The following is a 15,454-nucleotide window of genomic DNA, read 5'->3' on the forward strand; positions in this document are numbered from 1 at the left end:
TTTGCACAGTCAATACAAAATTTTTATTCAATTTTAAACTTGTCAGCAATAATCTGGAATTATATTTTCTGCATATCTAGATTTATGTAAACACTATTTCTATGCAGCTTATGCAGCTATCGTTTTCTTTAAAAACTATGCACAATAGTATCGCAAACGATCTGAAAAAAGTTTTACGCAGCTTATACCATTTCACACCGGTTTACAAGTTCCTGGGATTATATCCAATCAAAAACTAGTCCTTTTCACGGGAACTAGAGGTTGAGCCGAGATGTTTGCAGATTCGGAAATTAAGGCTGAAAATCCCTGTGCTGTTTAGGTTTGATAAGAAAGCTAATTTCTTGTACAGAACGCCATTATAGACAACGAAAAACAAGCATTTTCAGTGCCTATTTCCGCTTTCGTCCTTATCTCGGCTCAACCTCATTAAGAGTAAGAAGAAAAAGACATCACCGGGACAATTGCGATTACCTTGGGCTGAGTGGGAACCATTAACAACAGAAGTCCAAGAAGTTGCAGAAAAATTTGTGATGGCTAATTGTTATGACCCTAAAATAGCTGCACAGTTGTTTTAACAGTGAACAGTGAACAGTGAACAGTGAACAGTGACCAGTGAACAGTGAACAGTAAGCAGTGACCAGTAAACAGTAAACAGTGAACAGTGACCAGTAAACAGTAAACAGTGAACAGTAAACAGTGACCAAAAAACTGGTAACTGATAACTGGTAACTGATAACTGATAACTGGTAACTGATAACTGATAACTGATAACTGATTGGTGCCAGGTATCGAAATCGGTGAAATGCTTATGTTTTCGTAGAAAGTGCTTTAGTTAAAAAATCTTTATAAAGGCTGAACTCAGGATATGTTACAGTCTACAAGTCTCTGCGCGAGAGAAGAGATGGCGCGTAGCGATATTAACCCCACCCCCTCCCTCCCGGGAGATGTCCCTTCTCACAAAAACGAAAAACGTTAGCGGGAGATGTCCCTTACCAGCACTTATCGAAAACGTTATACTCCCCAAATCCACCCAGCTTCCTCCTTTACGCCAACCTACTCTATCACCAAAGGTATTCCATATTTTCTCATTATATCTTTTTGTACCCCCCAGTTCTTGATAAATCTTCTTCTGAACACTAAAACCAAAGTGTCCCTTGCTGGCATATACCCAGAGATTGTCGATGATGCGGAGGTCATCACAGGGGAAGTTTTCTATGTCTTCTTCGTCTAAATAACCTTGACTTTTTCTACCAGCAACTTTGAGCATTACCTGATATGTTTCTTCGTCAGCTTTTTGCCACTCACCGCTCAACAGGTCATGAGCAAGTTGATTGTATCTAGAAGGTATTTTAAACCTAAGCAAGCGAATTCCACTGTCTGCAAAGAGTTTATCATCATTGATAGAATGCTGGTTTCTTTCTTCTTCTGTCAGTAATCTGTAATGGGTCGCCAATTCACCAATCGGAGTACTAAGCCCTTGCTTTTCACTCCATGATTTTAGCCATACGCAGAATCGATTTGCGTTTTCCCAACTTACTCCAGTAATCGGTTTTTTGGCATGTCCAACAGGAAATCTATTGTTTTGCCAATGTTGAGGTTGAAGAGCTTCACCAGTATAGTCAAGAAATAGCTGATATTGAGCACAGGTAATGTAGCTGTTATCAATTTCTAACTTTTCATCAATCCGTACTAACTGACTCAGTTGTCTTATGAGTTTTACTTCTGCTGCTATTTGGAAAAATTGTGGATTAGAAGATTCCAAATTTGCTTCTAGAACTTCTTCTAACTGTTGTCTGACTTGTGGTGTTACACTTCTACCTTCTTGCAAGCAATCATAAGCAATGCTGAGAGACACGATAGTGGGATTGCGTAAAGCAGCTTCAATCAGATTACTGGTATCATTCTTAGCGGCATATAAGCGAATAGTTTCATCCCACCAAGAATCATTGATGTTATCTCTCAAAATTTGCTCATTGTTCGTTTCCTGAACCTCAACTGCTGCTAAGTATTCCTGAAAACTCTTATGAGCAAATTCGTAAACGCCTTGCTGTTTTTCTAATAACAACCCGCTGACCTGTTCGATGTGCTTGAAAAAAGCATTTGTCTCTACTTTATTGCCTGATACAGCCGATAATTGTTGTTGGATTATCTGTTCTCCAATATCTGGAGTAAATTCACGGGTTTTGTTTTGCATTAACTGCAATGCTAGTACTTGCAGCACAGATTGCTTTTGTGCTGCGTTTAGTGGAATTGGATAATCAATGCCCTTAACCTGCTGTCGTCTTGCCAGTAAAACTTCACAAATTTCTGCATATAATTCTACCCGCGCTCCTGGGAGTGCACCTCGGTTATCATGAACTGTAGCAATCATCGTTAGGAGCAAGGGGTTAAGAGCCATTGCTGCTAGTGCTGGATTATTCTTGATGCGCTCAATCAAGTCAAAAGCCTTTCGTTTAGCATCTGCGCGTACGCCTGCATCTTCTTTTCTGGCTTGGCGCATAACTTCATTTTGCAGATACCAGTTGTTTATAAACTCCTCCATCTGCTTGAGATTAAAAGGTTGTACCTCAAGGCAAAATGGCTGCTGTTGTAGTTGAGCCTCTTGATAACCGTAAGGTCGAGAAGTCAGTAGAAAAGTTGTTTCGGGATACGCCCTCATCTGCGCGTCCACCCACTGGCTAACACGTTGGCGCTGATTTATATCCGCTACCTCGTCCAACCCATCTAGCATCACCAAACATTTACCACTCTTGAGCCTGTCCTCAAACCATTGCTGAGATGGGTCAAGTTTTGTGCTAGATTCTTGGGATTCAGTTTTAACAACTTCTATAACCAATTGTGCCAAATTAGGGGATTGAGGACTGGTAATTTGGTTACGAATCTTCCGTAAATACAATAGTACTGGGATGAGTTTTGGCGCTTGAGGATGCTGCTGTTGCTGAGTATTTTGAGCATAAGCCAGTGTCAAATGCTCTAACAGTGTAGTTTTTCCATACCCTGGAGGGGCAATAATGACCATGCGCCTATAAGTATGTGTAGTACGAATTTCTGCCAAAAAATCCCAGATTTTTAAATCACCAGTAGTTTCTTTTTGGATTAATGCTGAAGACATTTGAACTGGACTTTTTAATGCCATTCGCAGTGGTACAAACACTTTCTCCAAATCTGGTGTGAATGCCCCTGGAGTTTTTAGTCCCTGCGTCCGATATGTACGATAAGTATAAACTAAGTTTTTATAATATTTGGCTTGAAATTGTGAGGTTGATTCCCCAAATTTACTGATAATGATGTCAGCAACAAGCGGTTCCATCTGTTTCAGCCATTGCTTAATTTTTTCTAAAACTCGATTTATAACTCCGTAAATAAATGAGCTTAAAAATGCCAGTATCACCAGAATTGCTGTCAGCAGAGACCACAGTAATCCTGCTATCCATTGAGATTTGATAAGAAAATAAAGGGTTATGAACAGTCCAGCACCAGGAATAATCCATATTAGCCGCCGACGCCACTTTCTTGGTAAAAGTATTCCTGCTGGTAGTACAGTTCCCACAGTAAACAGAAACAGGGATATATAAGAAACTGTTTGCCTAATATCAGTAGGTAGATAGTTGCTTATTGAATAAAGGGTAACACCTCCTAGCAGAGGTAAAAAGCCAACAATCCCATTTTGGTTTGCTGGTGCAGAATTCTGCTGAGACTGCTGAGATTTGGATTGCCAAAAGTTGATTATAATAATTGCAACAATACATACTGCCATCAGTAAAAAAGTTTGGTTATTATTGGCGCTTGGTTGCAACTGATTAACTAGATAAGCAAGCGCAACATTACTGATGACCGTCTGTAGCAGTGGTAGCACCCAATCTGTGATCCATGTAGACATAAGCTGGTTAAGACAAACAACTAAGTGTGTACTAAAAGGAATTTGATTCAGCAGATGAGGAAGCATCGTTAGCTTTTAACCATTGCTCGATTAGCTCTGCTACGACTTGGCTCATCTTCAACCCCCGTAGAGCACAAGCCGCATGGAATCGTTTCTTGAGGTCGTCTGCGATACTGATATGCATAGATGCTAGGGATGATAACAATTACAAAATTGGATCTCCACAAAACTACAAATGTACAAAATAGGATTCCGGATAAATGTCTGTTTAGGATTTAAACGAGACTTTACCAGCAGTATTGCAGATCTAGTTAAGGAAACCAAAAACTGGGAGAAAGCAATAATTGATATCCAATTGGTTTGGCTGTTGCGAATATCCTTATCAACCACTTGCGCCACTGAGCGCCGCCACCTCTATAAGCAAAGGCTTGCCAATTGCTTTTCTGCTTTCTCCTTGTCCTCGATAGCAGCACGTCGTTGAATCTGTTCTGTACCGTCTTGGGGATTTGCAAGCAAATGAACTACACGCGACCCGCCTTCGGCTGAGGTCGCGGTTTCTGACGCTTCCGCTATCGCAACTTGCTTGAAGCTTCCGCACCAAGTAGAGGTTGACCCATCAGCATCTGTAGAGGACAGTTCCTGCCCCCTTGCATAGTTGAGCATTACCATTGCTGCTGCTACATCTCTATCGCATTGGTAGCCGCACTTTTCGCAATGATGTGTTCTTTCTGCTAGCATTTTCTTCTTTTGATGACCACAATTAGGGCAAGTCTGAGAGGGCTTAACTTTGACCGTAGGAACCTCAATGTAAAACCCCCCAGCCTCGGTAACTTTATACTTAATCAAGTCTTTGAGGTTGCCAATCCCAACGTCAAGCAACGAACGATTCAGTCCTGCTTTTTGACGTTTCCTCTTACATGACGATTTGCGAGTCATCCCTTTAAGATTTAACTTCTCAGTCGCTACCAAGCTATTACAGCTAACTATTTGTGTAGAGACTTTATGTTGCCAGTCTTGCCTTTGACGCGCAACCTTAGATTGTATTTTTGCTACCGCTTTATTCGCTTTCTTCCAGCGTCGCGAAGCTTTAACTCCTTTTGTTGGAGGTCTTTTTCTACGACTGGTTTTAGCTATTTGATTGATTTTGCTTTGAGCAACTCTAACAAATCTGGGATTCTCAATTACATTGCCGTTAGAATCAGCAATTGCATGGTGAGTTCCAAAATCTAAACCAACAGCGCCTGTATCAGTTTGGGGACGGGTTGGAACACAATCAACAGTGATTGAAGCATACCATAACCCCTGCTTAAACATAATTGTGCAAGTTTTAGGCTTACCCCAATCTCTAGCTTGCCCACGCATCTTGATATTACCAAGGTTGGTTATTTTCAGATAACCGTTTTTACCATCGGTGCAAGCTTTCCAGCCCGACGCACAAGGATATGCCCATCCTTTGTAATGACGACTTGATTTAAATTTTGGATACCCAGATTTGAGTTTAAAGAACCGCTTGAACGCAAAATCTACACGTTTTACAGTATCTTGCAAAGCATGGCTACCAAGTTCTTTGTACTCCTCCCAGTATTCCTTAAATTCGGGTAGGCAATTTTGCTGGTCAAAATAATCTATAGATTTATTGAACCTTTTGTATGAAGTTCTGCGATGTTCGACACAAGCATTGTACAAATCTTTGTGAAGCCGTCGCCAATAGTGCATTTTATTGGTTTGAGCTTTATTTGGGTAAAGCCTAAAAGTAACTCGTTTGGTAGCCATGCGTAATCGACCTCTGTACGCTAGTTTATAATTGTACGTTATTTGTACGTAACATGGCAAGAGATAAAAGACTGGAAATCAGACTTACAGAGGAAGATTACAGAAAGCTTGAAGCTTACGCAAATCAAAAAGATATTAGCATGGCGCAAGTATTGCGAGACTACATTAAGCGATTACCTAGACCAAAAGATTAATTGGCGATTCCGCTTCGCTACATCGCCGCGCTATTCTTCCCCACCCCGCATAATTGCTGAGGGTGGGGACTGCCGCGCTGCGACGTTCAAAATCCGCAATCGTTCCGACCTGACCCGCCACAGTCACTTTGTCCCCTACTTTCAAGGTCGGTGCAGTATCTTCTGATTGCGCTTCCATGTATTCTGCAAGTTCCTGTTGCGCCTTCTCCCACGCCTTACCATTACCTTCCAACAGGCTCGTCATATACATTAGTATTTAATGCTTTTCTCTTAATACATCAATAGTGGAACTCAAAGCGGGTAAAGTTTTTGAGAAATTTGCAACTACCAAATTACCAATCAATTCATTAAGCTTGTTTTGCGCTTCCTCCATTTCTTCTTTTGACTTTTTTATTTTGGTCAAAAGTTCTTGCGCTTTTTCCTCTCGCTCAGATGGACTTAATTTGGAGATAACCTCTTTACGCTTCTGTCGTTGCTGTTTTACCAATTGTTTTTTCTTTTTTGGCATATAACAAACCTTTCGATACTGTAAGCACTGTGGCGTAAGGTATAGCTAATTCGCCTTAAGCTCCTCCGTCGGCGACCGAAGCTTTATTTATGTTTTCAACAGCTTCTGTCAATTCCTCAAAGCTGCACTGATATAGCTGTAGAAGCTTATTAAATTGGTCGATTCTGAGTTTTGGAATAGTACGTCCTTTTTCCCAGTTCCTTACTGTTGACTCACCTATTCCAATAGAGCTTGCAACGTCAACTGTTCTGAGTTTTTGCCTTTCTCGTAACTTTTTCATGTCCATTTCTGTACCAATATAGTCATTTTACGATAACTGGTTGACGGTTGGCAATAGTGTAATATAAGATAGTAAACGAAAGACGTTGCCTCTCCCGCCAAGAAGAACCGCAACGCCTACCGTCAACCAGTTTCAAGTTTATTTAATTATGACGCAAACAGCCATTAGTCAGCAAGGCTCACTTCACAGTGAGCCTAAAACTCGTTTGACCGCACAAGCTAAAACTTGAATTGAGGATTACGAGATTGATGCGACCACAGACGCATTCGGCAACGTATACCGTGTGTGGGTTGGCATGAGTCTCATTGGTACGTTCTACCAACGATTTAGTGATGGTTTTTGGGTATCCCAACCCATTAAGAATAACGAGCGCCGTGTCTGGCGAACAGATAAAGATGCGAAGCCCGACAGGGCGGGCGGCTACGCCATCGCAGCTATCCTGAACGCATAAAACTTAATTGGCACAGCGCTTAATAGGGGTAGAGATCAGAACCATGTAAATCGAGTAGTTCGGGGTTGTCCCACGGCAATCTCCCGCAGTGCCTCCAGAGTAAAGGCATTCTCACTTGTGTCATCTGGAGACCGGCCAAACAAGATCTCCACAACTTTCTTCATCTTCTCCACATCATACTGATGTCCCCCATCATGTCCACTGTGTCCACCATGCTCGTGGTCGTGTTCGGGACCTGCCCAAGGCGAATCTGTGTGTACCCACTTACCTTTTTTGAACCAATCGACTCCTTGGACAGTAGCCTTTACAACCTCACCTGGGTGAGCGGCTTCATGTGCTCTAAACCAGTCATTTATTCGGTCATCCACCCAGCCATGCAATCGCCAGAACACTGGGTTGACGTGAGACGAGTAGAACTCGCCCAAAAAGTCGTACTTTGGGTCGTCCCAAAAGTCACGGATGTCGCGGTCAGCACGCCCAGATGGAAGTGGTTCGCCAGTTTTGGGATGACGGGGTACTGATGCCCAGCGCATATGCATATCGTTGTGAACGGAGAACTCAATGAGCGCACCAAGTTCTCCAAGTGTCAGCGTACTTAGGTACTGCTCGTTCTTAAACTCCCTATCCCACCAGCGCATCCGTGACCAGTAGTGACCGTCCGTCTTTAACAAGGCTATCCGGCGGTTGGTAATTTCATCAGTCGGATCGAACCATGCTGGTGGAACAGTAAATCCGTCTGGATTGCCTGGTGTCGGAATGGATTTTGATGTGTCCTCATAGTCTGGTTCGACTACCACAGGTCCAGGGGCAGGAATAGTCACCCATCCAGAGATTGGCTGCTGTCCAGACTCCTTCATCTTTGCATTAACTTCTTGGATCATACCCCGGTGCATGAAGAGAAAGTCCTCACCCGAGCCATTGCGAATGATCGGGGCACCCGTCGAATCGACCGCCGGTCGTTCTTCTTTGCCGCCAGGTTGCCATCCGAGTTCCCGAATCGCCTTTTTTTTCTCCTCGTTCATGACCTCAGAGTTTGTATTAAGCCACAATCCGCGCACACTATGCCAGACGGTGTGGTGAAGTCGATGGTGTTTGGACGCGAGCATATCTCGAACTGTATCCGGGAGAGGGATGACGGTTCGCGGCTCTGGGAAGTCACGTTGAACAGCAATGAAGGAGCCTACAACTCCGCTCGGACTTTCGTCATGGGGAACGGTTCGGATTACCGTTCCCACCAGAGCGGGCTGTTGACCCTCTCCGTCCAGCCACTTTGGGACGAAGTAACCGACGTAATCGTACACCCACCCCTGTGCTGATGTTCCCGGCACGCCAGTTCCTTGAAATCGGAGGGAGAACGGGTTGCCCGTCTGAATCGAGCCTTGGAGTGAGAGTCGTGGGTCATCTTTCTCCGGCGGGGCGCTTCGGAAGGCAAGTTGACCACGAATCGTTCCCGGCTCGGATGCCGCCTCGAATACCATCTCGCCTTGACCTAATCGAAGTTTGTTGAAGTCATCGACTGGGTCAGGGATGTTCAAGAAGCTGCGGTACGTCCAAGCACCGACTAGGAATTCGCTAGTCATGATTTTCTCCTTTGTTCGGGGTAGGTTATCTTTTTATTGAACTCTCCACGCTTTGAAAAACGTGGATTCTAGACTGTTGTTACGACCTGGGCTAAAAGCCACACGGAGTAACGTTGTCTCATGTTTTTTTTTTGCAAAAACACGTTGACGAGGGTAAGACAGCCCTACCCGCCTCGACCTTTTCAGGCTGTGCGGCACTTTCCTTCCTTCCAACCATGAAGATTTTACGTGTCGATGGCTCTAAAAAGACTTTTCAACACAACCCCATATCTTCAATTGTGAGGGTAGGTATGGCATCACGTTTGTTTTTTGGAGTTTTTCATCCTGTGCTACCATGACATCAATATAACATATTAATGCTGTCATGAGTAGATTTAGCGCAAGATTTTCGCTCATAAGAGTATGAAGAATTGGTAAGACTAAGCAAACAAAAAGAGAGGTCGATGAATGACTTAATTAGAGAAGCGGTAAGGCAATATTTTGAAAGAGAAACAAAGGGATAAATCCCGCCATCGTCGGGTTTCATCCCCTGGTTTAAAACACAGATGTAGTTTTCCTCCGTGCGTCAAACTACATCTTCCCTTCGGGACGCTACGCGAACAGGGGTTCTCACCCTCCTACTATGTTTTGATAGATGTAAGCAAAATTAACTTATGCATTCTTGGAGCTTCGCGTTCCAAAACTCCCACACCTAACCCCGTTCCGTTGCTTTTAGCTTGGTAGTAACATGGGTTACAGGGAAATTAGTGTTACAAACATTTTTGGAATTAGCGTTATAGTCTTCTGTGCTGCTAGCCTGTTCTTTCAAATTTCGCTTAGGCGTTGCTGAATTATGGGATGATTTTGCTTAATTGAGAACGGAATATCAATGGTTCCAGCAACCAATTCATCCCTTCGATCAGCAACGCCATTTTTTAAAATTCCACGTCTTCTCGCTCCTGACCCGTAGTTCCGGTCGTATCCAAAGCTTTCGCTGCCCAACACACCGTTTCAACGTACCTAGCAAGCTGTACCACAGTGGGCGCTTCAAACAAGTTACGTACAGTCACATCTATTTGAAAGGCGTCGCGTATTCGAGAAACCAGTTGAGTTGCGAGTAAAGAATGACCACCCAATTCAAAGAAATTATCGTTGATACCTACTTGTTCTTTTCCCAAAACCTTAGCCCAAATTTCCACCAGCGCCTCTTCAACGTGTGTCCTTGGCGCTAGATAATTTTGTTTATCAAAAATGAGCGTATCAGGTGCAGGTAAGGCACGGCGATCCACCTTGCCATTGGGTGTTAGCGGTAGGGATTCTATGACTACATAAGCTCTTGGCACCATGTATTCTGGTAATTTCTCTTTAAGGAATTCGCGCAGTAGGGACACAAGGCTTTGTGCCTCTTGCGTCTGTATCTGTTCTTGGTTGGGAACAATATAAGCTACTAAATTCTTGTCACCTGGTATATCTTCTGTAGCAATGACTATTGTTTCTTCCACTGCTGGATGTTGAGTCAGCACCGCTTCAATTTCTCCTAACTCAATGCGGAAGCCGCGAATCTTTACTTGATTATCGATACGACCCAAAAATTCAATATTGCCATCTGGTAAATAGCGCCCTAAGTCACCAGTTTTATAAAGACGCGCTTCTGGTTTACTAGTAAAAGGATTGGGAATGAAGCGTTCAGCAGTTAACTCAGGGTGGTTGAGATATTCTCGCGCTAGTCCATCACCACCGATGTACAACTCGCCGACAATGCCAATGGGTAGAGGCTGTAAATCAGCATCCAGCAGATAAATCTGTGTGTTCGTAATGGGGCGACCAATGGGAATAGATGTAGCTGATTCTGGTAATTCTTCCACACAGTAATAAGAAGAAAAAGTTGTATTTTCTGTAGGTCCATAAACATGAATCAATTGCTTTGGGGAACCATGTTTAAAAACCTTTTTCACCCATCTTATATCAACAGTTTCACCACCAAATAGCAAGCCTCGTAACGAAGCAAAAGCTTGCGGAACGTCTCTGGCAATCTGTTGGAATAAGGCAGTCGTCAAAAACAAAACGCTGATGCCTTTTTGTCGTAATTGTAATGCAAATTCGTGAGGCGAAATTATGACATCTTTGCAAATTCCAATAAGTTGAGCACCATTAAGGAGCGCTCCCCAAATCTCGAAAGTGGCAGCATCAAAGGAAGTGTTTGAGGCTTGGGCAATTTTATCAGTTCTTTCCAATTTTACATAGTTCGTGTTGCATACCAACCGATTCACAGCTTTGTGAGTTACAGCAACTCCTTTAGGCTTTCCTGTAGAACCAGAAGTGTAAATGACATACGCTAAGTTATCACTGGTCAACCTGCTAGTTGGGTTTTCTTCGCTTTGTTGGGCAATAATTTCCCTGTCTTTATCTATGTAAACAATTCGGTTTGAGAAAGCTTCAAAATGCTTGAGTAACTTTTCTTGAGTTAGCAAGACTGGAACTTGTGCATCTTCCAGCATGAAGTTCAAGCGTTCTTGCGGATAGCTAGAATCTAGAGGTACATAAGCTCCCCCTGCTTTCAGGATGCCGAGCAACCCAACTATCATTTCTGGTGAAGGCTCTAGACAAATGCCTACTAAAACGTCAGCACCTACACCCAATTTTTGTAAGTGGTGCGCTAGTTGATTGCTGCGAATATTCAAGTCTCTATAGGTCATATGTAGAACTCTCGGATGCAACGTCTCTACATCTTCATATATGACTGCTATAGCATCAGGGTTCTGCTTTACCTGATTTTCAAACAATTGATGGATACACTTATCTTGTGGATAATCGGAATGGGTGTTATTCCATTCCACTAATACCTGATGTAGCTCACCTTCGCTTAATAGCGGTAGATTTGCTATGCGTTGTTCTGGATGAGAAACAATACCTTCTAACAATGTTTTAAAATGTTTCAGCATTCGGCTAATGGTAGCTTTATCAAATAAATCGGTGTTGTATACCATTACGCCTCTAATACCCTCGGAATGCTCCCAGTTTGCGCCCCATAGGCTCCGGAAATCCTCAGAACACTTCCATAGGTGCAACTCCAAATCAAAGCGTGTTGTTTTAAAATCAATATTTATAAAGCTAGGCACTAAACCAGGCAATTCTAGCGCTGACATTGGTGCATTCTCGAAACCAAACACCACTTGAAATAACGGATGGTGGCTCAAATTTCGCTCTGGATGCAGTTCCTCAACGAGCTTTTCAAAAGGCAAATCTTGGTGACTATATGCTCCTAGTGTTACCTCCCGTACTCTGACTAGCAGCTCTCGAAAAGTTGGGTTTCCAGATAAGTTACTACGTAGCACCAAACTATTGACAAAAAAACCAATTAGCACTTCAATTTCACTACGATTACGGTTAGCAATTGGCGAACCCACCGCAATATCTTCCTGGTGCGTGTATCGGTAAAGTAACGTCTGAAATGCTGCCAGCAGCGTCATAAATAAGGTGACGCCTTCTTGCTGGGAAAGCGTCACAAGTGCATCACATAATTTTTTCGGTAACTCTAGAAATTGTGTTGCTCCTTGATAGCTTTGTATACTTGGTCTCGGTCTGTCTGTAGGTAGATGCAGCATAGAAATACCGTTTAATTGCTGCTGCCAATAAGCTAACTGGGTTTGTAGCACTTCTCCTTGTAACCACTCGCGCTGCCATTGGGCAAAGTCGGCGTACTGGAGAGGCAGTTCCGGTAGAGGGGAAGCCTGGTTTTGTGCAAAAGCTGTGTACAGCGTTCCCAGTTCCCGAATCACTACGCCAATAGACCAATCGTCACAGATAATATGGTGCATATTCAGGACGAGAATATGTTCTGTCTGCGATCGCTGTAGCAGCATGACTCGCAGCAATGGTCCAGAGGACAAATCGAAAGGACGTTCTACCTCTGCGGTAACGATGGACTTTGCTTGCGCCTCCCGTTCGTCTACCGGTAACTGCCGCAGGTCTAATAGAGAAAGGGGTATGGTTAAGGAGGGCGCGGCTTCGCAGCTTTCCGCAGGAATTGCCTGCACGGGTTGCCCCTCCAGCACTTTAAATGTGGTGCGTAAAACTTCGTGGCGACGCACGATTTCGTTAAACGTTTGTTCTAATGCAGCTAAGTTGAGCCTCCCTGTCAAACGAATGACTGTTGGCACATTATAAAGAGCATTGCCCGGTATCAACTGGTCGAGGAACCACAGCCGCTGTTGGGCAAAAGATGCAGCAAAGACGAAGACTTCTTCAGAAAACATATTCATCTAAAACTTCGCGGGAGTGTGGAAACCGTGTGTCTTTAGACCACGGTTATGTCTTATTAGCCTTTCCATTACCGCCTTGGGGTTACTCAATACCGTGTAGTATTGCAATCTACTTTCGTTCAGGCAATTATGAACTGATATCTTTCACCCTGTACGCATAATGGTTTTGCTCAAATGAGCCTCGCTTTCGCGGTTAAGTTAGCCTAGACAATGTTATTGGTCGGTACTTTCCAGACGACACTGGCTTAACCCTCTAAACTTGTTTAATCGTCCGGTTTCAGAGTCCGAGACTGGCTTCGCATCCCGGAGTGAGAACTTGAACACTTGCCAATAACGTAGTACACGAGGTACTTAGTCGGGTCAGCTAATCCACCAGACTTGAGGCTAGAAGCCCCTAGGCTTTAGGCAGGGGTGCTGACCCTTTCTTGAGCAGCTGCGGGGTAACAGATTAATTGTCGTCGATAAGACTCGCAGATACACACAGATGATTTGAAAACTTTAATTACCCCCATGAACTACTACTAAATTGACCTTTAGAGTGATGCAAATTTCTGGTTATGGTCTCCACGATTGAAATAATAATGCAGCATATGAGGTATTCCTATGTTTTTGCCTCCTGGGTTTGGTGAGAAATACGTGATGACCGCGCTAGGAAGAATGGTATACTACACTGCTGTTGGGAAACCGTGGTCTGACACAGATGTTGACCAATCAAGCGATAGGACATTACTTTTCCTACACGCGTTTGGTGGCGGTTCTTCTGCCTACGAGTGGTCTAAAGTTTATCCAGCATTTGCTACAGACTATCGAATCATAGCGCCAGATTTGGTTGGATGGGGACGCTCTGACCATCCGGCTCGAAGTTATCATATCGATGACTACATTAGGAGCATTATCGAGTTTATAGAGAAGACTGGCAATGGTTCGATTAATGCGATCGCCTCTGGACTCACTGCTGCTTTCACCATTCGCGCTGCGATTCTTCGCCCCGATTTGTTCAAGTCTTTAATTTTGATAACACCAGCAGGTCTTGCTGAATTTGGACAAGACTACAGCCGCAGCTTCTCTGCTCAAATTGTCAACATTCCAGGTGTGGATCGGTTGCTTTACATGACTGGAGTTGCTAGCGGTTTTGGCATTCGTGGCTACCTGGAACAACGCCAATTTTCTCGTGCAGAACGAGTTTATCCTGAAATTGTCGAGGCATATTTGCAATCTGCCCAACAGTTTAATGCTGAGTACGCTGCTCTTGCTTTCGTACGTGGAGATTTATCCTTTGATTTATCCCTATATATCACTCAATTGACCGTCCCCACTGCTATCATTTGGGGACAAAAGTCAGAATTCACAGGACCAGAAGTAGGACGCCGTCTTGCCCAAATGAACCCTCAAGCAATTCGCATCTTTTATCATCTCGACGATGTAGGCTTTACACCCCAACTGGAACTTCCCGGAGTCACTATTGGGCTAATTAGGAAATTTCTACCTTTACTTGAGTAGTCTGCTTGAACAGCTTTTCCTTACTACTGGTATTAATAAAAAAGCGCGGTCGCTCACTTGCAACCGCGCTTTGGTATCGTGTCCGGATAAACACTTATAAAAAACGAACAACCTCACCCGCCTTCGGCACCCTCTCCTTTAGAAGGAGAGGGTTGGGGTGAGGTAAAGCAGGAATTATAAGTAATTAAGCGGACATGATATGAGTTAAATCTACTTACAAATGCCAAGCTAATAGCCAGAGATTAAAACAGTGAACAGTGAACAGTGAACAGTAACGCCTGCTATGGTGGGGGATTTAAACCCGCCACCAACGCTTTCCACGCTCTTGGTGGGGGACTTAAACATGCGCGGATGAAACTGATAACTGATAACTGATAACTGATAACTGGTAACTGTTAAAGTCTCTGGCTGTATTACCCTAATTACGCAGCAGATTGGTCTAAGTTAACTTTGACAACTTTGTTCTTCTCAGCTTCAGTTTTTGGCAATGTCAAATTGAGAATACCGTCCTTATATTCGGCGGTGACATTAGTATTTTGAATGCGAGCAGGAAGTGGAATGACACGTTGGAATTTGCCGTAGTAGAATTCGCTCTTGGTCACACCTTTGTCTTCAGTCTTAGTTTCTGACTTGCGATCGCCACTGACGGAAACAGCATTTTCTGTGACTTTCACATCCAGGTCTTTAGCTTCGATTCCTGGAATTTCCAGCTTGAGATGAATCGCATCGGATGTTTCTTGCAATTCAGCAGCAGGAACTCTAATAAAGCTTCTGTTAAACTCCTTGGCTGGTACAAAAGCTTCATCAAACAAGCGGTTGAATTGACGTTGCATTGCGTTAAATTCTTGCCAGGGGTTCAAACGAACTAATGTCATGATTCTACCTCTAATAAGTAGTATTTGTACTGCCAATTAATTGCAGGTTTTAATCTTTGCTTTGATTCTTATGTTATTAAGAACTATAAACGGTGTAAATTCGGTTTTTGTCACTTCATTATTGATGATTACCGAAATAGATATTATGACTATAAAATCTACGGCTAATACT

Annotated in this window: 11 protein-coding genes; 2 read left to right on the forward strand and 9 right to left on the reverse strand. The window is 43.4% G+C overall.

Going from position 1 to position 15,454, the window contains the following annotated elements; all coding sequences use genetic code 11:
* Window positions 1–868: 868 nt before the first annotated feature.
* The 7 genes from ACM0OZ_RS24460 to ACM0OZ_RS24490 form a co-directional block, all read right to left on the reverse strand.
* Complete coding sequence (locus ACM0OZ_RS24460; RefSeq protein ID WP_414585421.1) at window positions 869–3,880, reverse strand: GUN4 domain-containing protein; 3,012 nt, start codon at window positions 3,878–3,880, stop codon at window positions 869–871.
* A gap of 31 nt (window positions 3,881–3,911) precedes the next feature.
* Window positions 3,912–4,064 carry a plasmid partition protein ParG gene (locus ACM0OZ_RS24465; protein ID WP_414585423.1) on the reverse strand — a complete coding sequence of 51 codons (153 nt, stop codon included), beginning with the start codon at window positions 4,062–4,064 and terminating at the stop codon, window positions 3,912–3,914.
* A gap of 230 nt (window positions 4,065–4,294) precedes the next feature.
* Window positions 4,295–5,653: an RNA-guided endonuclease InsQ/TnpB family protein gene (locus ACM0OZ_RS24470; protein ID WP_414585424.1), complete on the reverse strand. Its 1,359-nt coding sequence runs from the start codon at window positions 5,651–5,653 to the stop codon at window positions 4,295–4,297.
* 177 nt (window positions 5,654–5,830) lie between these two features.
* Window positions 5,831–6,091: a hypothetical protein gene (locus ACM0OZ_RS24475; RefSeq protein WP_414585426.1), complete on the reverse strand. Its 261-nt coding sequence runs from the start codon at window positions 6,089–6,091 to the stop codon at window positions 5,831–5,833.
* A gap of 12 nt (window positions 6,092–6,103) precedes the next feature.
* A complete protein-coding gene (locus tag ACM0OZ_RS24480) occupies window positions 6,104–6,355 on the reverse strand; it encodes a hypothetical protein (protein WP_414585428.1) in 252 nt (83 codons plus the stop codon).
* A gap of 55 nt (window positions 6,356–6,410) precedes the next feature.
* The gene (locus tag ACM0OZ_RS24485; protein WP_414585430.1) at window positions 6,411–6,635 is read right to left on the reverse strand and encodes a helix-turn-helix transcriptional regulator; all 225 of its coding nucleotides are present in this window, start codon (window positions 6,633–6,635) and stop codon (window positions 6,411–6,413) included.
* Window positions 6,636–7,121: 486 nt separating this feature from the next.
* The gene (locus ACM0OZ_RS24490; protein ID WP_414585431.1) at window positions 7,122–8,666 is read right to left on the reverse strand and encodes a hypothetical protein; all 1,545 of its coding nucleotides are present in this window, start codon (window positions 8,664–8,666) and stop codon (window positions 7,122–7,124) included.
* Between the two features lie 410 nt (window positions 8,667–9,076).
* Here ACM0OZ_RS24490 and ACM0OZ_RS24495 point away from each other — a divergent pair, with 410 nt between their 5' ends.
* Window positions 9,077–9,169, forward strand: a complete 93-nt coding sequence (locus ACM0OZ_RS24495) for a ribbon-helix-helix protein, CopG family (protein ID WP_414585432.1) — start codon at window positions 9,077–9,079, stop codon at window positions 9,167–9,169.
* A gap of 411 nt (window positions 9,170–9,580) precedes the next feature.
* On the opposite strand, the gene ACM0OZ_RS24500 is transcribed toward ACM0OZ_RS24495, so the two are convergent.
* Window positions 9,581–12,901 carry a non-ribosomal peptide synthetase gene (locus ACM0OZ_RS24500; protein WP_414585478.1) on the reverse strand — a complete coding sequence of 1,107 codons (3,321 nt, stop codon included), beginning with the start codon at window positions 12,899–12,901 and terminating at the stop codon, window positions 9,581–9,583.
* A gap of 609 nt (window positions 12,902–13,510) precedes the next feature.
* On the opposite strand from ACM0OZ_RS24500, the gene ACM0OZ_RS24505 reads away from it, so the two are divergent.
* A complete protein-coding gene (locus ACM0OZ_RS24505; protein ID WP_414585433.1) occupies window positions 13,511–14,407 on the forward strand; it encodes an alpha/beta fold hydrolase in 897 nt (298 codons plus the stop codon).
* Window positions 14,408–14,829: 422 nt separating this feature from the next.
* On the opposite strand, the gene ACM0OZ_RS24510 is transcribed toward ACM0OZ_RS24505, so the two are convergent.
* Window positions 14,830–15,282 (reverse strand): Hsp20/alpha crystallin family protein, encoded by a 453-nt coding sequence (locus tag ACM0OZ_RS24510; protein ID WP_414585434.1) that lies wholly within the window; start codon window positions 15,280–15,282, stop codon window positions 14,830–14,832.
* Window positions 15,283–15,454: the final 172 nt, after the last annotated feature.

Origin of the sequence: Scytonema sp. PCC 10023, assembly GCF_963920835.1 — a bacterium.
In the GTDB taxonomy this organism is placed as follows: domain Bacteria; phylum Cyanobacteriota; class Cyanobacteriia; order Cyanobacteriales; family Nostocaceae; genus Kalymmatonema.

What these genes read in the sequence shown, in the direction of transcription:
- ACM0OZ_RS24460 (WP_414585421.1), bottom strand. Translation starts at nt 3,880, where the DNA reads ATGTCTACATGGATCACAGATTGGGTGCTACCACTGCTACAGACGGTC.
- ACM0OZ_RS24465 (WP_414585423.1), bottom strand. Translation starts at nt 4,064, where the DNA reads ATGCATATCAGTATCGCAGACGACCTCAAGAAACGATTCCATGCGGCT.
- ACM0OZ_RS24470 (WP_414585424.1), bottom strand. Translation starts at nt 5,653, where the DNA reads ATGGCTACCAAACGAGTTACTTTTAGGCTTTACCCAAATAAAGCTCAA.
- ACM0OZ_RS24475 (WP_414585426.1), bottom strand. Translation starts at nt 6,091, where the DNA reads ATGACGAGCCTGTTGGAAGGTAATGGTAAGGCGTGGGAGAAGGCGCAA.
- ACM0OZ_RS24480 (WP_414585428.1), bottom strand. Translation starts at nt 6,355, where the DNA reads ATGCCAAAAAAGAAAAAACAATTGGTAAAACAGCAACGACAGAAGCGT.
- ACM0OZ_RS24485 (WP_414585430.1), bottom strand. Translation starts at nt 6,635, where the DNA reads ATGAAAAAGTTACGAGAAAGGCAAAAACTCAGAACAGTTGACGTTGCA.
- ACM0OZ_RS24490 (WP_414585431.1), bottom strand. Translation starts at nt 8,666, where the DNA reads ATGACTAGCGAATTCCTAGTCGGTGCTTGGACGTACCGCAGCTTCTTG.
- ACM0OZ_RS24500 (WP_414585478.1), bottom strand. Translation starts at nt 12,901, where the DNA reads ATGTTTTCTGAAGAAGTCTTCGTCTTTGCTGCATCTTTTGCCCAACAG.
- ACM0OZ_RS24505 (WP_414585433.1), top strand. Translation starts at nt 13,511, where the DNA reads ATGTTTTTGCCTCCTGGGTTTGGTGAGAAATACGTGATGACCGCGCTA.
- ACM0OZ_RS24510 (WP_414585434.1), bottom strand. Translation starts at nt 15,282, where the DNA reads ATGACATTAGTTCGTTTGAACCCCTGGCAAGAATTTAACGCAATGCAA.